This window comes from Pseudomonas nitroreducens (genome assembly GCF_024170165.1).
Lineage (GTDB): Bacteria > Pseudomonadota > Gammaproteobacteria > Pseudomonadales > Pseudomonadaceae > Pseudomonas > Pseudomonas nitroreducens_C.
Genome location: NZ_JALJXP010000003.1, coordinates 144,823 through 167,402, shown reverse-complemented (window position 1 = coordinate 167,402; position 22,580 = coordinate 144,823). Strand labels below are relative to the sequence as shown.

Annotated in this window: 18 protein-coding genes, 2 tRNA genes and 1 pseudogene; 10 read left to right on the top strand and 11 right to left on the bottom strand. The window is 65.9% G+C overall.

Features of this window, described 5'->3' with window-relative positions; translation table 11 throughout:
- Window positions 1–294: 294 nt before the first annotated feature.
- Window positions 295–1,659: a DNA recombination protein RmuC gene (gene rmuC, locus J2T47_RS07780; protein WP_253445105.1), complete on the top strand. Its 1,365-nt coding sequence runs from the start codon at window positions 295–297 to the stop codon at window positions 1,657–1,659.
- A 96-nt stretch (window positions 1,660–1,755) separates the two neighbouring features.
- Here rmuC and J2T47_RS07775 read toward each other — a convergent pair whose 3' ends face one another.
- From J2T47_RS07775 to J2T47_RS07760, 4 genes are all read right to left on the bottom strand, one after another.
- Window positions 1,756–3,102, bottom strand: a complete 1,347-nt coding sequence (locus J2T47_RS07775; protein WP_253444312.1) for an NAD(P)/FAD-dependent oxidoreductase — start codon at window positions 3,100–3,102, stop codon at window positions 1,756–1,758.
- An 88-nt stretch (window positions 3,103–3,190) separates the two neighbouring features.
- Window positions 3,191–4,081 carry a metal-dependent hydrolase gene (locus J2T47_RS07770; RefSeq protein ID WP_253444310.1) on the bottom strand — a complete coding sequence of 297 codons (891 nt, stop codon included), beginning with the start codon at window positions 4,079–4,081 and terminating at the stop codon, window positions 3,191–3,193.
- Between the two features lie 8 nt (window positions 4,082–4,089).
- A complete protein-coding gene (locus tag J2T47_RS07765; RefSeq protein ID WP_253444308.1) occupies window positions 4,090–5,862 on the bottom strand; it encodes an SDR family oxidoreductase in 1,773 nt (590 codons plus the stop codon).
- Window positions 5,859–6,743, bottom strand: a complete 885-nt coding sequence (locus J2T47_RS07760) for a M24 family metallopeptidase (protein ID WP_253444305.1) — start codon at window positions 6,741–6,743, stop codon at window positions 5,859–5,861. Before J2T47_RS07760 ends, J2T47_RS07765 begins: the two co-directional genes overlap by 4 nt.
- Window positions 6,744–7,135: 392 nt before the next feature.
- On the opposite strand from J2T47_RS07760, the gene J2T47_RS07755 reads away from it, so the two are divergent.
- Window positions 7,136–7,834, top strand: a complete 699-nt coding sequence (locus J2T47_RS07755) for a MerR family transcriptional regulator (RefSeq protein ID WP_253445102.1) — start codon at window positions 7,136–7,138, stop codon at window positions 7,832–7,834.
- A 4-nt stretch (window positions 7,835–7,838) separates the two neighbouring features.
- Here the strand turns inward: J2T47_RS07755 and J2T47_RS07750 are convergent, their stop codons facing one another.
- Window positions 7,839–8,747 (bottom strand): LysR family transcriptional regulator, encoded by a 909-nt coding sequence (locus J2T47_RS07750; protein ID WP_253444302.1) that lies wholly within the window; start codon window positions 8,745–8,747, stop codon window positions 7,839–7,841.
- An 82-nt stretch (window positions 8,748–8,829) separates the two neighbouring features.
- On the opposite strand from J2T47_RS07750, the gene J2T47_RS07745 reads away from it, so the two are divergent.
- Window positions 8,830–9,288: a DMT family transporter gene (locus J2T47_RS07745; protein WP_253444299.1), complete on the top strand. Its 459-nt coding sequence runs from the start codon at window positions 8,830–8,832 to the stop codon at window positions 9,286–9,288.
- 144 nt (window positions 9,289–9,432) lie between these two features.
- On the opposite strand, the gene J2T47_RS07740 is transcribed toward J2T47_RS07745, so the two are convergent.
- Window positions 9,433–12,909 carry a PAS domain-containing hybrid sensor histidine kinase/response regulator gene (locus J2T47_RS07740; RefSeq protein ID WP_253444295.1) on the bottom strand — a complete coding sequence of 1,159 codons (3,477 nt, stop codon included), beginning with the start codon at window positions 12,907–12,909 and terminating at the stop codon, window positions 9,433–9,435.
- Window positions 12,910–13,141: 232 nt separating this feature from the next.
- Between J2T47_RS07740 and J2T47_RS07735 the strand changes: the two are divergent.
- The 3 genes and pseudogenes from J2T47_RS07735 (at window position 13,142) to J2T47_RS07725 (ending at window position 16,762) form a co-directional block, all read left to right on the top strand.
- Window positions 13,142–13,740, top strand: a pseudogene (locus tag J2T47_RS07735) (GNAT family N-acetyltransferase).
- Window positions 13,741–13,806: 66 nt separating this feature from the next.
- A complete protein-coding gene (locus tag J2T47_RS07730; RefSeq protein WP_253444289.1) occupies window positions 13,807–14,658 on the top strand; it encodes an AraC family transcriptional regulator in 852 nt (283 codons plus the stop codon).
- Window positions 14,659–14,887: 229 nt separating this feature from the next.
- Entirely contained in the window at window positions 14,888–16,762 is a 1,875-nt protein-coding gene (locus tag J2T47_RS07725) for an MFS transporter (RefSeq protein WP_253444286.1), read from the top strand.
- A 64-nt stretch (window positions 16,763–16,826) separates the two neighbouring features.
- Here J2T47_RS07725 and J2T47_RS07720 read toward each other — a convergent pair whose 3' ends face one another.
- From J2T47_RS07720 to rdgC, 4 genes are all read right to left on the bottom strand, one after another.
- Entirely contained in the window at window positions 16,827–17,036 is a 210-nt protein-coding gene (locus J2T47_RS07720; RefSeq protein WP_045210321.1) for a cold-shock protein, read from the bottom strand.
- 205 nt (window positions 17,037–17,241) lie between these two features.
- Complete coding sequence (sugE, locus tag J2T47_RS07715) at window positions 17,242–17,556, bottom strand: quaternary ammonium compound efflux SMR transporter SugE (protein WP_253444283.1); 315 nt, start codon at window positions 17,554–17,556, stop codon at window positions 17,242–17,244.
- Window positions 17,557–17,694: 138 nt separating this feature from the next.
- Window positions 17,695–18,648 carry a bile acid:sodium symporter family protein gene (locus J2T47_RS07710; protein ID WP_253444280.1) on the bottom strand — a complete coding sequence of 318 codons (954 nt, stop codon included), beginning with the start codon at window positions 18,646–18,648 and terminating at the stop codon, window positions 17,695–17,697.
- Between the two features lie 72 nt (window positions 18,649–18,720).
- Window positions 18,721–19,641, bottom strand: a complete 921-nt coding sequence (gene rdgC, locus J2T47_RS07705; RefSeq protein WP_253444277.1) for a recombination-associated protein RdgC — start codon at window positions 19,639–19,641, stop codon at window positions 18,721–18,723.
- A 177-nt stretch (window positions 19,642–19,818) separates the two neighbouring features.
- On the opposite strand from rdgC, the gene J2T47_RS07700 reads away from it, so the two are divergent.
- From J2T47_RS07700 to J2T47_RS07685, 4 genes are all read left to right on the top strand, one after another.
- Window positions 19,819–19,894, top strand: a tRNA-Val gene (locus J2T47_RS07700).
- Window positions 19,895–19,907: 13 nt separating this feature from the next.
- A tRNA-Asp gene (locus J2T47_RS07695) sits at window positions 19,908–19,984 on the top strand.
- Between the two features lie 286 nt (window positions 19,985–20,270).
- Window positions 20,271–21,017: an FKBP-type peptidyl-prolyl cis-trans isomerase gene (locus J2T47_RS07690; RefSeq protein WP_253444273.1), complete on the top strand. Its 747-nt coding sequence runs from the start codon at window positions 20,271–20,273 to the stop codon at window positions 21,015–21,017.
- A gap of 374 nt (window positions 21,018–21,391) precedes the next feature.
- Window positions 21,392–21,817, top strand: coding sequence for a YkvA family protein (locus J2T47_RS07685; RefSeq protein ID WP_253444270.1), 426 nt, complete (start codon window positions 21,392–21,394; stop codon window positions 21,815–21,817).
- On the opposite strand, the gene J2T47_RS07680 is transcribed toward J2T47_RS07685, so the two are convergent.
- Window positions 21,805–22,563 (bottom strand): substrate-binding periplasmic protein, encoded by a 759-nt coding sequence (locus tag J2T47_RS07680; RefSeq protein ID WP_437180963.1) that lies wholly within the window; start codon window positions 22,561–22,563, stop codon window positions 21,805–21,807. The two genes, J2T47_RS07685 and J2T47_RS07680, sit on opposite strands and share 13 nt — an antisense overlap.
- Between the last annotated feature and the right edge of the window lie 17 nt (window positions 22,564–22,580).

The window sequence follows — 22,580 nt, the reverse complement described above, 5'->3', positions numbered from 1 at the left end:
AGTTCACTGGGGGTATGGGGTGTTTTAAGCAAGTTCTCCACTGAGTTATCCACAGCTTCTGTGGATTGTCCCGAGCGCTTGCTCAGGAGCCTTGTGCCAGGGCCTTTACAGGGCTCCGAGCCGATTCTGCTGGCCGGCTGATAGACTGGCGCGATCCATTGCCACACCCCGGAGTCCTGCATGCCCCTCGATCTTTCCGCCCTGTTGTTCGGTGCGCTCGCCGGATTGCTGCCCATGGCGGCGCTCGCCTGGCGCCTGCAGGCGCGCAGGGTGGAAGCGGAACAGGAGGCAACGCTGCTGCGCGAACGCCTGGCCACTGCGCAGCTGGCGCAGGATGGGCTGTCTGCCCAGGCCGAGGCCGATCGCGACGCCTTCCAGCGCCTGAGCGGTCGACACACTGAGCTGGCCGCCGAGACAGCGGCGCTGCGCCGCGAAGTCGAACTGGGCAAGGACGAGCGCGCGCGTCTGGGCAACGCCGAGCAGGACTGGCAGGCCGAGCGCGCCGACAAGGAAGTCGAACTGCGCCGACTCTCCGCCGAGCACGCGGCGCTGTCCGCCGAACTGCGCGAGCAGCAGGACAATCACCAGCAGCGCCTGGGCGACCTGCAAGCCGCCAAGGACGACCTGCGCGCGCAGTTCGCCGAGCTGGCCGGAAAGATCTTCGACGAGCGCGAGCAGCGTTTTGCCGAGTCCAGCCAGCAGCGCCTCGGGCAACTGCTCGACCCGCTGAAGGAGCGCATCCAGTCCTTCGAGAAACGCGTGGAGGAGAGCTACCAGGCCGAGGCCCGCGAGCGCTTCTCGCTGACCAAGGAACTGGAGCGCCTGCAGCAACTGAACCTGCGCCTGGGCGAGGAAGCCACCAACCTGACCCGCGCGCTGAAGGGCCAGAAGACCCAGGGCAACTGGGGAGAACTGGTGCTGGAGCGCGTGCTGGAGCATGCCGGCCTGGAGAAGGGCCGCGAGTACGAAACCCAGGTCAGTCTGCGTGCGCCGGACGGGGAGCGCTTCCAGCCGGACGTGCTGATCCGCCTGCCCGGCGACAAGCAGGTCGTGGTGGACGCCAAGGTCAGCCTGACGGCCTACCAGCAGTTCATTGCCGCCGAGGACGAGGTGATCCGCCAGCAGGCGCTGAAGGCGCATGTGCTGTCGCTGCGCAGCCATGTGAAGGGTTTGTCCGACAAGGACTACCGTCGCCTGGAGGGGCTGCACAGCCTGGACTTCGTGCTGTTGTTCATGCCGATCGAAGCGGCTTTCTCGGCAGCGCTGCAGGCCGAGCCGAACCTGTTCCAGGAGGCCTTCGAGCGCAATATCGTGATCGTCAGCCCGACCACCCTGCTGGCGACCCTGCGGGTGATCGACAGCCTGTGGCGGCAGGAGCGGCAGAACCAGAACGCCCGCGAGATTGCCGAGCGCGCCGGGGCGCTGTACGACAAGTTCGTGCTCTTCGTGCAGGACCTCGACGAGATGGGCACCCGTCTGCAGCAACTGGACAAGACCTACGCAGCGGCACGCAACAAGCTCTGCGAAGGGCGCGGCAACCTGATCAGCCGCGCCGAGCAGGTGAAACTGCTGGGCGCGCGGGCGAGCAAGAGCCTGCCGACGGACTGGCTGGAGCGGGCGTTGAGCGATGATTCGCCGGTGGTGGAGGAGGGCGAGTAACGCGAGTCGGCGCGACGCCCGAATACCTGATACCACCTGTAGAAGCGGGCCATGCCCGCGATCGCGCGCCTGGCGCGCTCCTGCAGGTACGCCCCTTCAGAACAGTGAGTAGGGCTTGCCCGCCGTCCCATCGGCGAAGCGCCGTAGCCTGAAAGCGTGCAGGTCCATCCCGGCGTCGCCCTGGTGAATCCACTGGCTCATCAACTGGCCGACGATGGGCCCCATGGCGAAACCGTGGCCGCAGAACCCCGTGGCGATCAGCAGGCCCGGCACTTCAGGCGGCGCATCGAGTACCGGGATGCCGTCGGGCAGCACGTCGATCAGGCCGGCCCAGCTTTCCACCACCTTCACATCGCGTAGCGCGGGGAATGCCCTGGCGAGGTTGCTCTGCGCCTGGAAGGCGCGTGAGGTATTGGCCTTCACCTGAGGATCGCGTTCGCCGAGGATCGGACCGTTTTCGCTTCTTTCCGAACCGGGCAGGCGCTGGCGCAGGTCGTGGAGCAGCGCGCCGTTGAGCTTGAAGGAGAAGCCCGCGCGGTGTTCCGGCAGGTGCGGCAGGTAATGTTTCGCGCCGCGCAGGTAATCGAGGTTGAGGTCGATATCGGCCTGGGTTTCGTCGGCGAGATTGATGCTGCCGTCGGCACGCTGGCGGAAGCCGATGCCATGGCCGATGAAGCTTTGCGCGCCGACATCCGGACCGGGGCTGGTGCGCGAGACGGTGCAGCGCACGGCTTGTTGCGGCAATGTCAGGCCGAGGCTGCGGACCAGTCGCCAACTGCTGGCGCCGGCGCACACCAGCAGCTGACGGGTCTTCACGTAGCCGCGTTCGGTCTGTACGCCGCAGATGGCGCCGGCGGCGCGGTCGATGCCGGTAACGCCGCAGCCTTCGACGAACACGGCGCCACGTTCGATCGCGCGCAGTGCATAACCCGGAGCAACGCGCCGTGGCTCGGCTTGGCCGTCGTTGGCGGTGTAGAGGGCGCCGAGTGCGGGATCGCTCAGCGCCGGCATCAGTTGCGCGACTTCAGCACGGCTCAGCAGCCGGGTACCGAGACCGAAGTTGGCGGCGACTTTCAGCCAATCCTCGTACTTGCGTTGCTGCTCCGGCGTTTCAGCGAGGTACAGGCAGCCGCCCTGGCGCCATTCCAGCGGCAGTTGCAGTTGTTCTTCAAGACGCTCCCACAGCGGGATCGCCGCCATCATCAGCGGTACTTCCGCCGGGTCGCGGGCCTGCTGGCGGACGAAACCCCAGGCACGGGTGGACTGCTGGCTGGCGAGGCCGGCCTTGTCCAGCACCAGGACGCTCAGGCCAAGGCCGGCGAGCTGCCAGGCGGTGGCACAACCCATGATGCCGCTGCCGGCGATGACCACGTCCACCTGCTCCGGCAGGCGCTCCACGCGGGAGGACAGGGCGGGGTGAAGCGGGTAGGTTCCCATCGGCATATGGCGGCATCCCTGAATCGAGTGACGGATGCCGCAGTATGCGATCGGCGCGCGCCGTGCATCCACTGCGCGGGCGCGCCGGCAGGCCTCAAGTGGCGCGTGCGGCCCGACTGGCGGCCGGCGAACGGGCCAGGTAGTCCAGCGCTTCCTGGGTGTTGGCCTCATGGTCCGGGTGGTACCAGGGCTTGAAGTAGCGGAGGAAGCTGGTGGCCACCGAGCTGATCTTCGGCAGTACGCCGTTGCGCGAACCATCGCGCCAGATGGCGGCGAAGGAGCGTGGCCTGGCGATGCTCGGATCCTGTTGCGACAGGGTGCGAGTGCCGAAGGCGAACAGGTAGATGATCAGTGGCAGCACCACGAACATCCACAGCTGGCGGCTGACGAAGCTGCCCCCCAGGTGCACGTGCAGATCGTGGGCGACGTTGCGGTGCTCCACCTCTTCGGCGCCGTGCCAGCGGAACAGGTCCAGCAGCACCGGGTCGGCCTTGGCGCGGTCCAGCTCGTCGGCCTCCAGGATCCACTTGCCGAGCACGCAGGTGAAGTGCTCCACCGCCGCGACAATGGCGCAGCGCTGGCCGATCCACCAGCGCTTGAGCCAGGCGGTGCGGTTGAACAGGGCAAGGCCCAGCGGCGTGTCGCTGAGCAATTGCTCGAACAGGTAGTCCATGACCTTCAGGTAGCGCGAGGAGTCGATGCCGTGGTGGCTCAGGTAACGCTCCAACGCTCCGCTGTGGGCGCGGGCGTGCATCGCTTCCTGGCGGATGAAACCCTGCACGTCATCGCGCAGGTTGCCCTCCTTCACGAACGGCAGGGCCTTGTTGTACAGCCGGCAGAACCACAGTTCGCCGGCCGGCAGCATCATGTGGATGACGTTGATCGTGTGGGACGCCTCGGCCTCGCCGGGAATCCAGTGCAGGGGCGAGTCGGTGTAGTCGAACTGCACCTTGCGTTGCACCAGCTTGTGATGATGGTCGTTCATGGGAGTTCTCAGGCAGTCAGTTTGAGGCGGGCGAACAGGCGCGACAGCCAGGGCATGAAGCGCCATTGCAGGGCGCCCAGGTGCACTTCGCTGCCGACCTTCACCACCGGCTGGTTGCGTTCCACCGCGCGGGCGATGCGTTCGCCGACGGTGTCCGGGCTGAGCCGGCGCCGACGATAGAAGCGCTGCACCTTGGCGCGCTGTTTCGCCTGTTGTTCGTCATCCAGCCCGGCGAAGCGTGTGGCCTGGACGATGCCGGTATCGACGAAGCCGGGGCACGCTGCGCTGACGCCGATGCCATGGCCCGCCAGTTCGGCGCGCAGGCACTCGCTGAGCATCAGCACTGCCGCCTTGCTGGTGGCGTAGGCCGGGTAGTTGCGCGACGGCGCGAAGGCCACGCCGGAGGCGACGTTGACCAGGTGCCCCGGTTTGCCGCAGTCGACCATCTGCTTGCCGAACAGCCGGCAGCCATCGATCACGCTCCACAGGTTGATGCGCAGCAGGCGCTCCCATTCCTCCGGGGTGGTCTTGAGCATCGGGCCGGCCATGCCGATACCGGCATTGCTGACCACCACGTCGGGCACGCCGAGGCTGCTCTTCACCCACTGGGCGAAGCGTTCCATGGCGGCGCTGTCACCTACATCCACGCAATAGCTGCAAGCGCTGGCGCCGACCGCGCGGGCCAGTTCGGCGCTGCGCTCGGCGGCGGCCGGGTCGATGTCCGCGGCCAGTACGCTGGCGCCGCGTTCGGCGAAGCTCAGCAGGGTCGAGCGGCCGATGCCACCGCCAGCACCGGTGACCACCACCAGCTTGCCGGCGAAGGGGCCGGCGCCGGGTTTCAGCGCGGCGCGCTGCAGTTCCGGCGTGGCTTCACCGCCCTCGATGTGGCGGACGAATTCGTCGATCCAGCCGCCCAGCCGGGTCGGCTCGGCGAGCAGTTGCCAGTGCCCGGCGGTGACGTCACGGCGCCACAGGCGTGGCGCCCACAGCGAGAGTTGCTGGAACAGCTGCTGGCCGACGTAGCGGTCGCGAGTCGGCACGATGAGCTGCACCGGCACCTCGGTATGGCGCTTGCGCGGCTTGAAGATCGAGGTGATGAAGTTGGCCCGGTAGAGCTTTACGCCATGCTCGCCGTCGCTGGCCTGGTGCGGGTTGCGTGCCGGGTTGCGGATACCCTCGACCTTGCGCAGGTACTGCGGCCAGGCCTTGGCTGCGCCGAAGCGCCACGACAGCGACGGCAGCAGCGGCAGGTGGAAGTAGTAGATGTACCAGGAGTGCAGCAGCTGGCTGGCCATCTGCAGCAGCGCGCGCGGCGTCTTGCGGCGCAGGCGGTCGCGCATCCAGAAGCCGACGTGGTCCAGGCACGGGCCGGAAACACTAGTGTAGGAGGCGATACGCGCGCGCAACTGCGGATCGGTGACGCTTTCCCAGGTCTGGATCGAGCCCCAGTCGTGGGCCACCAGGTGCACCGCGCGCTGCGGGCTGACTGCATCGAGCACGGCCTTGAGGTCCTGGCTGAGCAGCTCCAGGCGGTAATCGCGGGTCTTGCGCGGCTTGTCCGATTCGCCCGCACCACGCACGTCGTAGGCGACCAGTTGGTAGCGCCCGGACAGGCGACGGATCAGCGGCAGCCAGACTTCATGGTTGTCCGGGTAGCCATGGACGAACAGCACCATGGGCAGGTGCGGCTCACCCCAGCGCCAGACTGCCAGGCGCACGTTGCCCGATTGCACGTCCAGGCGCTCCGGCGTTGGCAGTGCTTTCTCCAGCATCGCGTTCATGCCACCTCCCGCCGGGCCGGGGCGCTGATCAGGCCGCGGGCGATCCAGCGGCGTACGTGGGGCAGGTCATCGTCCAGCCAGTAGGCATCGTCCTCGGTGACCACCAGCAGCTCTTCGAACTTGGCGCCCGCGCCACGCAGGCCCAGGTGCGGCTCGACGGCCCAGAGTCCGGGTGTCGGGGCGTGTTGCGAGCGGCCGTTGCTCGACCACAGCGGCGACCAGCCTTCGCGGCGGCCAGTGACCAGGGCGTTCTTCATCAGGGTGGCGATGTTGCGTACACCGAAGCGTGCCAGCGAGGGGCCGCTGTCCCGCGCGCCGAGTTTTTCCACACGGTGGGCCAGCACTTCGAAGGGGTAGGCCTTGTGCCGCGGCAGGGTGCCCTGGCGCTGGCAGAGGCGGTCCACCGACTGGCTGACTTCGGCCAGTGGCAGGCGCTGGCGTACCTGTTCGACGATCAGGTTGCGGTGCGCCAGCAGGTCGTCCATCAGGCGCTCCACCAGCAGGTTGTGACCCAGCGCGCCGGAGTAGCCGACGTCGGCGGTATAGGCGCCCAGGGTTGGAGCGCAGTCGAGGATGAACGGCATGCCTTCCTCCAGGCGCTGCTTGCCGGGATAGAAGGCCAGGTTGAAGCCGCCCAGATGACGCAAGCCGTCGAAGCCCTTGAACGAGGTGCGCGGACCGAACCAGGCGAACGGCTGGTGGAACCAGTCGCGCACGCCGTGATCGAGCAGCCAGGTCTTCATGAGGGCGGCGGTCTCGCGCTCGCTGATGCCCGGGCGCAGTTCGCCGGCAATGGTTTCGCAGCAGCGGTAGGCCAGTTGCTGAGTCTCGCGGAAGTGCCGCAGGTCTTCGGGGGTGGGCACCCAGGCGCCTTGGGACATGACTTTCTCCAGGCTGGTTGTTGTTATCGTTACATCGATCAATGTCACGATCGATGCTGACCCATCGGCGGTCGTTACGCCATGCCGTGCGTGCCGGGGCTGGAGTGTTACCGGTCGGGCAACCCGCTGCTGGCGCGGCTTGCGGGCGGAAGAGGGAAATCGGGCGGGCGCAGTTCCCGTCTTTGGTTGGGCTGCCGGGCTGTGCGGCGGATCACTTTGGAACGAGTGCTTTCGATTGTTCTAGGGGCATAACGGTGACTATCATCCGCGCCATGAGCACACCCCTGAACCTCCTGCAGCGCCTGCTGCAACGCCCGGATGATGCGCCCTCCACGGTGGAGGACGAGCGCGAGTACACGGTGGATGAGCTGGCCCGCGAGGGCGGCACCACGGTGCGCAACCTGCGTGCCTATCAGGACCGCGGCCTGCTGCCACCGCCCGAGCGCCGCGGCCGTGCCGGGGTGTACTTCGCCAGCCATCTGCGCCGGTTGCGGCTGATCAACCGCCTGCTGGAGCGCGGTTACAACATCGCCAATATCAAGGAGCTGCTGCAGAGCTGGGAGCATGGCCACGACCTGGACCACGTGCTCGGCCTCGACGAAGCCATAGTCGGACCGTGGAATCTGGAGTCCGCCGGCAGCATCGAGTTCAGCGACCTGCAGGCGCTGTTCGGCGATGAACTCAATGACGCGGTGATCGAGCAGGCGCTGGCGCAGGGCCTGCTGGCCTTCGACGGCGAGCGCATCAGCATTCCCAGTCCGCGCCTGTTCAACGCCGGCGTCGAGCTTTACCGGGCCGGCATTCCGCTGGCGTCGCTGCTGGATCATCTGGCGGTGCTGCGGACCGACACCGAACACCTGGCCGCCGGCATCGTACGGCTGGTGGTCACCCATCTGGTGGACAAGCCCGGCGCCGACCTGCTACCCGGCGCGGCAGACCTCGAGCGCCTCGCCGAAGTCTTCCAGCGCCTGCGGCCGGTGGCCGAGCAGGTGGTGCTGGTGGAGCTGGCGCGCGGTCTGAAGCGCTCGGCCAACGAGATGCTCGGCGAGCGCGTAGGGGAGATCCTCCGGCGGCTGGAAACCCCGGAGTAGGGTTTCAGCTGGCAGCTTGCGCCAACTTTGTACGCAGCCAGCGCCGCGCGGGATCGTCCGCGCTGGCTTCCGACCAGATCTGCACGAAGTCGAAAGGCGCCAGCTTCAGCGGTGGCTCGAAGCTTGCCAGGCCGTGACTTTCGAGATGATCCGGGAGCATTCGCGCGGCAATCGTCAGGACCAGATCGGTGCCCGCCAGCAGGCTGGGCGCCACGCTGAAGTGCGGCACGGTGGCGGCTACCTGACGGCGCCGGCCGAGTTTTTCCAGGTGGCTGTCGATCTCTTCCGCCGGACTCTGCTGCAGGGCGACCCGCAGGTGGGGGGCGGCCAGGTAGTCGTCCAGGTCCAGGTGCTGCCTTTCGCCCAGGGTTTCCCTCGAGCAAAGGCAGACGAAGCGTTCCTCGAACAGCGGCTGCACTCGCAGTCCTTCAGGCAGCATCGGGAAGACCCCGAGCGCGCCATCCAGCTCGCCGCTCGCCACCTGCTCGGCCATCCCCACGCGCGAGGCCTGGCGGATGTCCAGGTGAATACCGGGCGCTTCGCGGCGCAGCATCGGCAGCAGGGTCGGCAGCACCACCCAGGTGCCGTAGTCGGACATGCCCAGGCGCAGCTCCAGCTCGGCGCTGGCCGGGTCGAAATCGTCGCCCAGAACCAGCCGGCGCACACCACCGAGCACCTCGCGCAGTGGCTCGGCCAGTTCGAAGGCGCGGCGGGTCAGCTGCATCTGGTTGCCGGCGCGCACCAGCAGCGGGTCGTCGAGCAGGTCGCGCAGGCGATTGAGCGCGTGGCTCACCGCCGGCTGCGTCATGGCCAGGCGCTCGGCCGCGCGGGAGACGTGACGCTCGTCCAGCAGGGCATCGAGGATCACCAGCAGGTTGAGGTCGATGCGGCGCAAATCATGAATCGAATGCATTTATGCTGTACCGATCATTCATTTCCATGCGCCGGATGGATAGCAGAAGCTGAAGGCATCGACAAGAAACGGAGGAAAATCGATGTCGAAACTGCTTCTTCTGCTGCCCGCCATCGGTGTAGGCGCGCTGGTTGCCCTGCAGGCCGGCAGCAATTCCCTGCTCGGACGCCAGTTGGGTCACCCGCTGAGCGCCAGCCTGACGTCCCTGGGCGTAAGCCTGGCGGCGGTGATCATCGCGTTGCTGGCCTTCCGTGTGCCGCTTCCGCCGGCGGCGGGCATTGCCGCCACACCCTGGTGGGGCTGGCTGGGAGGGCTGTTCGGTGCGGCTTACCTGACGGTCGCGGTCATGCTGGCGCCGCAGTTGGGCGCAGCGACATTCCTGGCCTGCGTGGTAGCGGGGCAGATGCTGATGTCGGCGTTGTGCGATCAGTTCGGCTGGGCCGGCTTCCCGGTGCGGCGGTTGTCGCCCGAGGGCCTGCTGGCGGTCGGGCTGATCATTGCCGGGGTGGTGCTGTTGCAGTGGCGGGGGCGGGTCGCGTGAGGATGATCTGGCTGATGATGGTGGGCGGGTTCGCGAGCAATAACGATGGCGTCCCCCTCGCTCCTACAGGGAAAAGTCGGGTGCTCTTCGTAGGAGCGAGCTTGCTCGCGAACCGCCGCCGTAGCCAAAGCTCGGCTGGGCGACTTACCTCAGGCTCAGATGTCGACTCAACAATGCCCGCAAAGCCGCCGGCTTCACCGGCTTGGGCAGGAACTCCAGCCCGGCGGCGTGGATCTGCGCCACCAGTTCGGGACGCGCGTCCGCGCTGATCACCACGCCCGGCACCGGCTCGCCCAGGCGCGTGCGCAGCCAGGCCATGAGGTCGGTGCCCAGTTCGCCGTCGTCCAGGTGGTAGTCGATCAGCGCCAGTTGCGGGCGCGCGTCGTCTTCCAGCAGCGCCTGGCATTCCGCGCGGCTGCGCGCGGTGAGCACGCGACAGCCCCAGCGGGTCAGCAGGCTGTTCATGCCGGTGAGGATGCTGTCCTCGTTGTCGACGCAGAGCACCTGCGCGCCGTTGAGCTGTTCCGGGGTTTCCACCTTGTGCCCGTTGAGCGGCGCCGGGGCCGGCTGGCGCGCCAGCGGCACGCTGACGCTGAACACGCTGCCCTTGCCCGGCCAGGAGCGTACTTCCAGGCGATGGCCGAGCACCTTGCACAGCCGGTCGGCGATGGCCAGGCCGAGGCCGAGGCCCTTCTCGGCGCGGGTCTGGTGGCTGTCCAGGCGTTTGAATTCCTCGAAGATCACCTGCAGCTTGTCCGGCGGGATGCCCGGGCCGTGGTCCCAGACTTCCAGGCGCAGGTGCCCGGCCTCACGGCGCACGCCGAGCAGTACATGGCCCTTGGCGTAGCGGAAGGCGTTGGTGAGGAAGTTCTGCAACACGCGGCGCAGTAGCTTGATGTCGCTTTCCACGCGCAACTTGCTGCCGCGCACGTGGAAGTCGATGCCGTGCTCCTGGGCCAGCACGCGGAATTCCACGCCGAGGGTGTCGTACAGGTTGCTCAGCGGGAAGGCCGCAACGTCGGCGCTGACGCGGCCGCCCTCAAGGCGCGAGATATCCAGCAGGTCGGTGATCAGGTCTTCCGCCGAGCGCAGGGATGAGTCGAGGTGGCGCACCAGTTCGGTGGCCTCCTCGGGCAGTTTTTCCTGGTGGGCGAGGGCGGCGGAGAACAGCCGCGCGGCGTTCAGCGGCTGCATCAGGTCATGGCTGACCGCGGCGAGGAAGCGCGACTTCGACTGGTTCGCCGCCTCGGCCGTGCCCTTGGCTTCGGTGAGCGCCTGGTTGAGCTGCGACAGCTCGAAGGTGCGTTCCTGCACGCGCTGTTCGAGGCCTTCGTTGGCGTCCTTCAGGCCCTGCTCGGCGTCACGGTAGTTGGTGATGTCGGTGAAGCTCATGACGAAGCCGCCGCCGGGCATCGGGTTGCCGATCAGCTCGATCACCCGGCCGTTGGGGAACAGCCGCTCGGAGGTGTGCGGCGTGCCCTGGCGCATCCAGTACAGGCGCTTGGCGACGTGCAGGTCCGGGTCGCCCGGCCCGCAGAGGTTGCGCTCGGCGTTGTAGCGGATGATGTCGGCGATCGGCCGGCCGACGTAGATCAGCCCGTCCGGGTACTCGAACAGCTCGATGTAGCGGTGGTTCCAGGCCACCAGGCGCAGCGACTGGTCGACCACGCTGATGCCCTGGGTGATGTTTTCGATGGCGCCCTGCAGCAGTGCGCGGTTGAACTGCAGCACCTCGGAGGCTTCGTCGGCGATCTTCACCACGTCCTCCACCTGCATCTCGCGGCCTTCGATGGCGGCCTTCACCACGGCGCGCGCGGAGGAGGCGCCGAGTACGCCGGCGAGCAGGCGTTCGGTGTGGGCGATCCACTCGTCGTTGGCGTTCTGGCTGGGGGTGAAACCCTTGCCCTGGCGGTAGGCGAAGCGGATGAAGCTCTGCCGCGCGCGTTCCTCGCCGACGAAGCGGGCGGCGAGCATCAGCAGGTCTTCCAGCTGCACGGCGAGCATCGAGCGCGAGCTGAGCTTCTGGGAGATTTCCTGGCCGATGAAGCGGCTCGCCTGCCAGTGCTCGGAGACGCGAGTGCGGGAGAACACCGACACCAGCCCGAACAGCGCGAAGTTGCCGATCAGCGAAAGCAGCACGCCGAGGGTCAGCGGCTCGATGGACAGGCCGAACGGGCGGCCGGCGAGCCAGGCCAGGCCGGGGAAGGACTGCAGCGGCCAGCCCAGCCCCTTGGCGACCACCGGCAGCACCAGGGTGTAGGCCCACAGCAGCGACCCGGCGGCCAGGCCGGCGAACACGCCACGGCGGTTGGCCTGCTTCCAGTACAGCGCGCCGATCATCGCCGGGCCGAGCTGGGCGATGGCGGCGAAGGCGATCTGGCCGATGGTGGCGAGGCTCGCGGTGGACCCCAGCAGGCGGTAGCTGACGTAGGCCAGCAGGAGGATCAGCGCGATGCTCACCCGGCGCACGGTCAGCAGCCAGTGGCGGAACACCTCGAAGGGCTGCTCGGCCTCGCCTTTGCGGCGCAGCAGCCAGGGCAGCAGCATGTCGTTGGAGACCATGGTGGACAGCGCCACGCTGGCGACGATGACCATGCCGGTGGCCGCCGAAGCGCCGCCGATGAAGGCCAGCAGGGCCAGGGCCGGATGCGCCTCGGCCAGCGGCAGGCTGATGACGAAGGAGTCGGGCATCACGCCGGCGGGCAGGTGCATCTGCCCGGCGAGGGCGATGGGCACCACGAACAGCGCGGCCAGCACCAGGTAGATGGGGAACACCCAGCGCGCCAGATTGAGGTCTCGCGGCTCGATGTTCTCCACCACCAGCACGTGGAACTGGCGCGGCAGGCACATGATCGCGGTCATCGCCACGCCGGTCTGCAGCAGCATCGCCGGCCAGTGCACGGTTTCCTTCCAGTACTCGGTGAGCTGCGGGGCGACGCGGGCCTGGTCGACCAGATCGCCGAAGCCGTCGTAGAGGCCATAGGTGACGAAGATGCCGACGGCGATGAAGGCAGTGAGCTTGACCAGCGACTCGAAGGCGATCGCCAGCACCATCCCGCGGTGGTGCTCGGTGACGTCCAGGTTGCGGGTACCGAAGACAATGGTGAACAGCGCGAGGATCAGCGACACGATCAGCGCCGTGTCCTGGGCGCGGATGCCGGTGGAATCGGGGCCGGCGCCGATCAGCAGGTTGACGCCGAGGACGATGCCCTTGAGCTGCAGGGCGATGTAGGGCAGCACGCAGACCACGCAGATCAGCGCCACCACCACCGCCAGTGCCTGCGACTTACCGTAGCGTGCGGCAATGAAGTCGGCGATGGAGGTGATGTTCTCCTGCTTGCTGATCATGATCATCTTCTGCAGCACCCAGGGCGCGAAGAGCATCAGCAGCACGGGGCCGACATAGATGGGCAGGAACGACCACAGCTGGTCGGCGGCCTGGCCGACGGCGCCGAAGAAGGTCCAGCTGGTGCAGTAGACCGCCAGGGACAGGCTGTAGACCCAGGCGCGGACACGCGGCGAAAGAGGGGCGCGACGGCGGTCGCCATAGAACGCGATGGCGAACAGGACCGCCATGTAGAGCAGGGCGACCGTTGCGATCAACCCACTGGACAACGACATGCTGACTCCGGAAGTGAACTGGCTCCCCCGCAGGAGCACTGGCAGCAGTTTCGCACCAAAGTCCGGAACTGTCAGACGCCTGCTACCAATGTCTCAGTGGCGCTGTGTCACGCCTCACACTTGAGGGCCGGGCGCCGGGCTGGTAGCTTGCCGGCCTTTTCGCGGTCCGTCCGTCGAGCGCCATCGGGCGCGCGGCACTTCGCCGGGCCGCTACGCTCTGATGTGAGCGAAGATTTCGCGTCGTGTTTCGAGGAGGGCGCCATGTTCAGACCGTTACCCATCACCTTGCAGCGCGGGGCCCTGCGCCTGGAGCCGATGGTGGAGGCCGACGTGCCGGACCTGGTGACACTGGCGGAGCAGAACCGCGACGTGCTGCAGTTCATGAGTGCGCCGGGGCGCCCGGACTGGTACCGCCAGGGCCTTGCCGAGCAGCGCGAGGGCCGCGCCCTGCCGCTGGTGGTGCGCCTGGGTAACCAGATCGTCGGCACCACGCGCTTCATGGACTTCCTCCCGGCGCTGCCGGCCTGCGAGATCGGTGCCACCTGGCTGGACCAGGGCCAGCACGGCAGCGGCCTCAACGCCACCATGAAGTACCTGATGCTGCGCCACGCCTTCGACAGCTGGAAGATGGTCCGCGTGCAGTTCAAGACCGCCGCCAGCAACGAGCGCTCCCAGCGCGCCATCGAGAAGCTCGGCGCGGTGCGCGAGGGCGTGCTGCGCAACCACCGGCGCCTGGCCGGTGGGCGGCTGGACGATACCATCCTCTACAGCATCACCGACCAGGAATGGCCGCAGGTGAAGGCCGCGCTGGAAGCCGGTTTCAACGGATGAAGGGGCGGTGTAAGGTGATCGACCCGCGAGCTTTCGAGAGCCGCGGCGCGACATCGAGGCAGGACCATGGCAGATCACGACGCGAGCGGCGAACGCACCCGCTTCTGGCGCGCCCAGGAGTTGGGCGGCGTAGAGCTGCTGCACGCGCGTTATATCGAGCAGGTGTTCTCGCCCCACGTCCATGAAGGCTTCGCCTTCGTGATGATCGAGCAGGGCGCGCAGCGCTTCCACCATCGCGGCGCCGAGCACTTTGCCCCGGCGGGCAGCGTGGTGCTGATCAACCCCGACGAGGTCCATACCGGTTCCAAGGCTGACGAAGCCGGCTGGCGCTACCGCGGCTTCTACCCGGAGCTGGCGCAGGTGTCCGGTGTGCTGGAGGAGTTGGAGCTGGGTGGAGGCGGCACGCCGTCGTTCGACGCCAGCGTGGTGTTCGACCCGGAGCTGGTGCAGGCGCTGTTCGCCGCCCACCACCTGCTGGATTCCGACGCCACCGTGCTGCAGCGTCAGACTTGCTGGCGCGAGGCACTCCTGCTGCTGTTCCAGCGCCATGCGCGGATTCCCGCGGCGCCGCCCGCCGGCAGCGAGCCGCTGGCCGTCGCCCGCGCCCGTGAATTGCTCGGTTCGCGGCTGATGGAACCGCCATCACTGGAAGAACTGGCCGCCGCAGTCGGGCTGTCGCCCTTCCACTTCGCCCGCGTGTTCCGCAAGGCCACGGGCTTGCCGCCCCACGCCTGGCTCAAGCAGCGTCGCCTGGAGCAGGCGCGGGCGCTGCTCAAGCAGGGCTGCATGCCGGTGAACGTGGCGATGCAGCTGGGTTTCGCCGACCAGAGCCACCTCAGCCGGCAGTTCAAGCAGGCCTACGGTGTCGGCCCCGGAGAGTACCGCCAGGCCTGCGCGCGGTCGTTCCGTCTGGCCTGATTGCTGCTTCGCGTTCTGCCACGTTGCGCCAACGGAGGAGCGCTACCCTTGTCGACGGGCGTGCGCTGATGTCCGATCTCCCGGTACTCTGTCGAAAAGTCCGTCACTTGAGCGATTTCATCTTTCTGCGCAGGGATTTGTGCGGGAAATGTGGCTTTTCTTCACGTAGTTGCCGTCATATCCATGCTGTCATTCCGGCTCAAGGCCGCTACGCAGGTATACAAGGACGATGTCTCAACACTCGCAATTCGCCCTGCTGGGCACCAAGCGATTCCTGCCCTTCTTCATCACCCAGTTGCTGGGTGCGTTCAACGACAACATCTTCAAGCAGTCGCTGATCCTGGCGATCCTCTACCACCTCACCGTCGGCGGCGACCGCAACCTGCTGGTCAATCTCTGCGCGCTGCTGTTCATCCTGCCGTTCTTCCTGTTCTCCGCCCTGGGCGGACAGTTCGGCGAGAAGTTCAACAAGGATGCGCTGATGCGCGCGCTGAAGCTGGCCGAGATCGTCATCATGGCGGTGGGCGCCGCGGGCTTCGTGTTCGGCAGCCTGCCGCTGCTGTTCCTCGCGCTGTTCGCCATGGGCACCCATTCGGCGCTGTTCGGCCCGGTGAAGTACTCGATCCTGCCGCAGCACCTGCGCGAGGACGAACTGGTCGGCGGCAACGCCCTGGTGGAAATGGGCACCTTCCTCGCCATCCTCTGCGGCACCATCGGCGCAGGCGTGCTGATGTCGCGGCAGGACTATGCCGCTGGCGTCGGCATTGCCGTGGTGCTGGTGGCCGTCTGCGGTTTCCTCGCCAGCCGCAACATTCCCCGTGCCGCCGCTGCGCTGCCGGACCTGAAGGTCGACTGGAACATCTTCCGCCAGTCCTGGAGCATCCTCCTGCTCGGCCTGCGCCAGCGCCCGGCGGTGTCACGCTCGCTGGTGGGCAACTCCTGGTTCTGGTTCCTCGGCGCGGTCTACCTGACGCAGATCCCGACCTATGCCAAGGAGCTGCTGCACGGCGACGAGAGCGTGGTGACGCTGATCCTGACAGTGTTCTCGGTCGGCATCGCGCTGGGCTCGATGCTCTGTGAAAAGCTCTCCGGCAAGAAGGTGGAGATCGGCCTGGTGCCCTTCGGCTCCATCGGCCTGAGCCTGTTCGGGGTCCTGCTGTGGTGGCATTCGGGCGGCTTCCCGCAGGGCGAGCAGCCCTACAACTGGCTGGCAGTGCTGGAGCATTCGCAGTCCTGGGCAGTGCTGGCGGACATCCTCGGCATCGGTATCTTCGGCGGCTTCTACATCGTGCCGCTGTATGCGCTGATCCAGGCACGCACCGAGGAAGACAAGCGTGCGCGGGTGATCGCTGCCAACAACATCCTCAACGCGCTGTTCATGGTGGTTGCGGCGATCGTTTCGATCCTGCTGCTGTCGGTGGCGAAGCTGTCGATCCCCGAACTGTTCCTCGTGCTCTCGCTGATGAACGTCGCGGTGAACGTGTACATCTTCAAGATCGTTCCCGAGTTCACCATGCGCTTCCTGGTCTGGCTGCTGACCCACTCGATGTACCGGGTCGACCATCGCAACCTCGAAGCCATCCCGGATGAAGGCCCGGCCGTGCTGGTGTGCAACCACGTGTCCTTCGTCGATGCGCTGCTGATCGCCGGCTCGGTGCGGCGTCCGGTGCGCTTCGTCATGTACTACAAGATCTTCCGCATCCCGGTGCTCAACTTCATCTTCCGCACCGCGGGCGCCGTGCCCATCGCCGGGCGCAATGAGGATGCCGAGACCTACGAGAAGGCATTCGCCAAGGTTGCCCAGTACCTGCGCGAAGGGGAGCTGGTGTGCATCTTCCCCGAAGGCATGCTGACCCTGGATGGCGAGATGAACGAGTTCCGCGGTGGCGTGGAGCGCATCATCGAGGAGACCCCGGTGCCGGTGATCCCGATGGCGCTGCAGGGGTTGTGGGGCAGTTTCTTCAGCCGCGATCCGCAGAAGGGCTTCTTCCGTCGCCTGTGGTCGAGGGTGTGCCTGGTGGCCGGCCAGCCGGTGGCGCCGCAGGAAGCCCAGCGCCTGGCGCTGCAGGAGCAGGTCGCTGCGCTGCGTGGCGCAGCGCGCTGACCTTTATCCGCGGCAAAGAAAAAGCCCCGGCAATGCCGGGGCTTTTTCATGGGCGTGTCGCGGTTCAGATAACCTGAACTTCGTCAGCCTGCAGGCCCTTCTGGCCTTCAACCACAACGAAGGAGACCTTCTGGCCTTCCTGCAGCGATTTGAAGCCGGTGCCCTGGATGGAGCGGAAGTGCACGAAGACATCGTTGCCGCTTTCCGGAGTGATGAAGCCGAAGCCCTTGGCGTCATTGAACCACTTGACGGTGCCGGTCTGACGATTCGACATGGAGATACACCTTGAACAATTGAATATTGTTTTGCGGAAAAGTCCGCGCTCGTCCTGAGTTGCAAGGTGCAGTCGAAGCCGGTTGGCGGGGCGTGGCCCCACCTGGTCACGAGCCACAGTGACCCAAGCAAACACAGTGGCCCGCAGCATACCGACAAATTTTCGGGAAAGCGACAGCCCGCCGGTATCGAGAACCGATACAGCGTCAGTGGCTCAATTTCAGGCCGACCAGTCCGCACAGGATCAGCGCAACGCTGAGCAGGCGTACCGGCGCCATGGACTCGCCGAACAGCACGATGCCGACGATGACGGTGCCCACTGCGCCGACGCCGGTCCAGATGGCGTAGGCGGTGCCCAGCGGCAGATTTCTCATGGCCAGGCCGAGCAGGCCCATGCTGGTGATGATCGCCAGGATGGTCAGTGCCGTGGGTATCGGGCGGGTGAAACCTTCGGTGTATTTCAGGCCGACGGCCCAGCCGACTTCGAACAGGCCGGCGACGAACAGAATGAACCAGGACATGGAGCTCTCCAGACGGTAGATGGATACGAAGGGCCGTCCCCGCTGGAGCACCGGAAGGTGGTGAGGTCGTCCTCACAATGTGCATTATTTTGCACAAATCCGGTGCGCCGGGCAAGCCGGCGCCGGATTCCTGCCCTGTTACGGTGCCTGGTTTCGGACCGGCGGCTCGTCGCTCATGCTGCGGAACCAGGTGGCAAGCGTGGCGCCGGAGATGTTGTGCCAGACGCTGAACAGCGCGCTGGGCACCGCCGCCAGCGGCGAGAAGTGCGCGCTGGCCAGGGCTGCGCCGAGGCCGGAGTTCTGCATGCCGACTTCCAGCGCCAGTGATTTGCGCTGTGCCAGCGGCAGACCGAAGACCTTGGCGGTGAAGTAGCCGAGCAGGAAGCCGAAGCCGTTGTGCAGGATCACCACGGCCATGATCAGCAGGCCGGATTCGGCGATCTTCGCCTGGCTGGCGGCGACCACCGCGGCGACGATGATCACGATGGAAATCACCGAGATCAGTGGCAGCACGTCCACCACATGGCGCACCCGCGCGCCGAGCAGGCGCTGGGCAACGAGGCCGAGCACGATGGGCACGACGACGACCTGCAGGATCGACCAGAACAGTGCGCCGAAGGACACCGGCAGCCAGGCCGAGGCCAGCAGCCAGATCAGCGCCGGGGTGAGCAGCGGGGCGAGGAGGGTGGTCACGCCGGCGATGGCGACCGACAGCGCGAGGTCACCGCGGGACAGCCAGGTCATGACGTTGGAGGCCGTGCCGCTGGGGCAGCAGCCGACCAGGATGACGCCCACGGCGATCTCCGCTGGCAGGTGCATCAGCTGGCAGAGTAGCCAGGCCATGCCGGGCATGATGACGAAGTGGGCGATCACGCCGAGGGTGACGCGCCACGGATGCCGGGCGACCGCGGCGAAGTCTTCGACCTTGAGCGTCAGGCCCATGCCGAACATCACCACCCCGAGCATGGGCACGATGGCGATGGTCAGCGGAGTGAACAGGGAGGGGATGAAGAACGCCAGAATGGCAAAGAGCAGCACCCAGAGGGCGAAGGTGTTGCCCATGAAGCGGCTGAGCAGGATGAGAGCACGCATGGGCCGTCCTTCTTTTTATGTGGGCCTTGTGGTGTTGTCAGGCGCCGCGCGGACGCGGCGCCTGCCGGTGCATCAGATGCCTTCGGGCATCGCCTCGCCACCGAGTGCCTCGATCAGCGCCGGGATGAACTCGGCGAAGGTCAGCATCATCAGGGTGAAGCTGGCGTCGAGCTGGCCGAGGGGGTCTTCGCCGCCGTCCTGCTCTGCCTTTTCCTGCAGCATGTCCTCGAAGCGCAGGCGCTTGATCGCGACCTTGTCGTCGAGGACGAAGGACAGCTTGTCCGACCAGGCCAGGGACAGCTGGGTGACCAGCTTGCCGGAGGTCAGGTGCAGCTGGATTTCCTCGCTGGTCAGGTCCTGGCGCTTGCAGCGCACCACACCGCCGTCTTCATGGGTATCGCGCAGCTCGCACTCGTCGAGGACGAAGAAGTCGCCGGCGGCTTCCTGGGTCTTCACCCAGTCGGTCAGGGTGGCGGTCGGCGCGGTCTTCACGGTCAGCGGGCGAACCGGCAGCGAGCCCAGGGCTTCGCGCAGGGTCGACAGCAGGTCTTCGGCCTTCTTCGCGCTGGAGGTATCGACCAGGATCAGGCCGAGGCTCGGGGCGATGGCGGCGAAGGTCACCGAACGGCGAATGAAGGCGCGCGGCAGCAGGGTCTGGACGATCTCGTCCTTGAGCTGGTCGCGTTCCTTCTTGTAGACCTTGCGCATCTGCGCAGCTTCGATCTCGTCGACCTTCTCCTTGAGTGCGTCACGCACGACGCTGCCGGGGAGGATGCGCTCTTCCTTGCGCGCGCTGACCAGGAAGAAGCCTTCGCTGGCGTGCACCAGCGGGGCGTCCGGGCCCTTGCCGAAAGGCGCGGAGAAACCGTAGGTAGTCAGTTCCTGGCTGGCGCAGGAGCGCGCCGGCTTGCTGGCCAGGGCCTTCTCCAGGGCATCGGCGTCGATCTGCAGATCCTGGGTGAGGCGGTATACGAGCAGGTTGCGGAACCACATGAGGGGCTAACTCCTGGACACAAAGGATGCATTATTCCGTTCGGCGCGGTTCAGGCCAACCCCGTTTCGTCATTCGCACTCTTCATCTAAGCCTTTGGAACATCTAAAAATTTTTTTCATTCGGGGGCTTGCCAGGTGCAAATGTCCTCCGTAGAATGCGCCCCACTTCGAGACGAAGGGTGATTAGCTCAGCCGGGAGAGCATCTGCCTTACAAGCAGAGGGTCGGCGGTTCGATCCCGTCATCACCCACCACTCGAGGTCCGACGCAGCGGTAGTTCAGTCGGTTAGAATACCGGCCTGTCACGCCGGGGGTCGCGGGTTCGAGTCCCGTCCGCTGCGCCACAATTCGAAAAGCCCTCAGGTAGCGATGCCTGAGGGCTTTTTCTTTGCCTGCCTTTTTATCTTCCGAAGTCTTTCCTGCGAAAGAGTCCCAGCGAAAGTTGCCCGCTTCGTTCACAGCGATTGCGTGTGGGCCGTCTGACTTATCCTGTTAATTTTCTTATAAGTTTGCTGTGGGAACTTCTCCCCCGGTGGTGGTTCCTATTGCCCATAGCCACTGGCCACGAGCGCCTGATAAGCTCGCGGCTTCATTACTTCAGCCATGACGGCGCAAAGACAAGGATTCAGCATGAAACAACATCGGTTGGCGGCAGCGATCGCGCTGGTCGGCCTGGTTCTCGCGGGCTGCGACAAACAGGCCGCCGAAGTGGAACTCAAGACTCCTGCGCAGAAAGCTTCCTATGGCATCGGCCTGAACATGGGCAAGAGCCTCGCCCAGGAAGGCATGAATGACCTGGATTCGAAAGCCGTCGCCCTGGGTATTGAAGACGCCGTTGGCAAGCAGAAGCAGAAGCTGACTGACGAAGAGCTGACCGAAGCCTTCACCGCCCTGCAGAAGCGCGCTGAAGAACAGGTTGCCAAGAAGAATTCCGAGGCCCTGGAAGCCGGCAAGAAATTCCTCGAGGAAAACGGCAAGCGTGAGGGCGTGGTTACCACCAAGTCCGGCCTGCAGTACGAAGTCGTGAAGAAAGCCGATGGCGCGCAGCCCAAGGCCACCGACGTCGTCACCGTTCACTACGAAGGCAAGCTGGTCGATGGTACGGTCTTCGACAGCTCCATCCAGCGTGGCAGCCCGATCGACCTGCCGGTTGGCGGCGTGATCCCGGGTTGGGTCGAAGCCCTGCAGCTGATGCACGTTGGCGAGAAGATCAAGCTGTTCATCCCGAGCGAACTGGCCTACGGCGCCCAGAGCCCGAGCCCGACCATTCCGGCCAACTCGGTGCTGGTGTTCGATCTGGAACTGCTGGCCATCAAGGACCCGAACCAGCCGGAAGCTGACGCTCCCGCACCGGCTGCGGAAGCTCCCAAGCAGTAACTGAGTACCTTGGTACCAGAGAAAACGCCCCGTTACCCACGGGGCGTTTTCATTTGTGGCGGAAGCGCTCTGGAACGCTGCGCTGACCGTCGGGTCTGAAAGGGAGTAACCTTGGGGCCGGTGTTACCCTTATGCACATATTTGACGCAGTTGAAACAATGTCCTCCCCTTGACATTGAAGAGCCCTTCGCTTAGCCGCAACTGCATGATTTTTAACGCATTTACAAGGGTGAACAAAAAATCGCCGATCTGTCTGCAGCCCTCATGGGGCGGGCGTTTGGGCGATATCGAGGGTGGCTTTCAACAGAGTTATCCACAGTAAAGGTGGATAACCTGCACCCGCCCTGTACGAATCTTCCTATCGAGGTGAGTCGATGAAAAAGCCTCCGGGATTTGACCGTTTCCTGAAGCTCGCCAGCCGTTTCATCGCTGGCGGGAGATTGCCGGCCCTGCTGTTTGCGGTGTCGCGCAAGAGTGGTCGGCTGAACCTGGCCAAGACCGACCTGAAGCTGCTGCAGGAACTGCTGGTGGCCTGGGTGCGTGGCGATTACCGCGGCATCAGTTCCCAGGCGCTGGTCTCGGTGGTGGCGGCGCTGTTGTACTTCCTCTCGCCGGTGGATCTGGTGCCCGACTGGTTGTTAGGTGTCGGTTTCCTCGACGACCTGGCGGTGCTGGCCTGGGTAATCCGCCGCTGGCAATCGGAAATCGATGCCTTCAAGGTCTGGCGCGATGCGCAGGGCGTGGAAACTCGCGAAGCCCTGAAGCAACTGCCGCCGCCGGAAGCGATTCAGCGTCTCTGACGCAGTCGCGCAACCTGTTCACCAAGCAGGCGCTGGATCGAGCCATCACTGACCATCGCCTGCAGCACGGCATCCACTCGTTCAGCGGGTAGCGGAAGCGCCGGGCCGTACGAGCAGTAGATCGAGTAGCGCTGCACGCTGCTGCTGTGGATCGCCACGGGCAGTTCGCGGTGCTGCGCGAGGAGGAACTCCAGAGGACGGCGCATCTCGATCAGTGCGTCCAGGCGATGCGCTTCGAGCATGTGCAGGCGGGTATCCAGGTCGCGCACGTCCGCGCGCTTCACCCGGCCTTCAGCAAAGGCCTGCATCAGTGGAGCGGGGTAGACATAGCCCAGGCTGGTGCCGATGCGGATGTCGTGCAACTGCGCGAGGTTTTCCACCGGCGGCGCGTCGGCACGCTGGGCCAGAGCGTCCTCTTCCTCGAACAGGCTGGGCGACCAGTGCAGCTTCTCCGGCGCTTTCATCCACTGCGGATTGTTCATGCACAGCAGGTGTATCGCCCCCTGGGCGAGGGCCGGTTCTGCGCGCTTGTCCGGCGTTTCCACGAAGCGAACCTCGAGTCCCAGACGCTGCCCGACGCTTTCACCCAGATCGCGGATGAAGCCAGGAGCCAATTCATGGTCGATACTTTCTGCGTAGGGCATGCCGTTGCTGGGCGAATAGCCCCAGCGCAGTTCCTCGGCGCCACACAGGGCGCTGGCCAGGCATAGGCAGAACGGAAGGAAGCGCTGCAAGTCGGTCCCCATGTCTGGTGGCGAGAGGC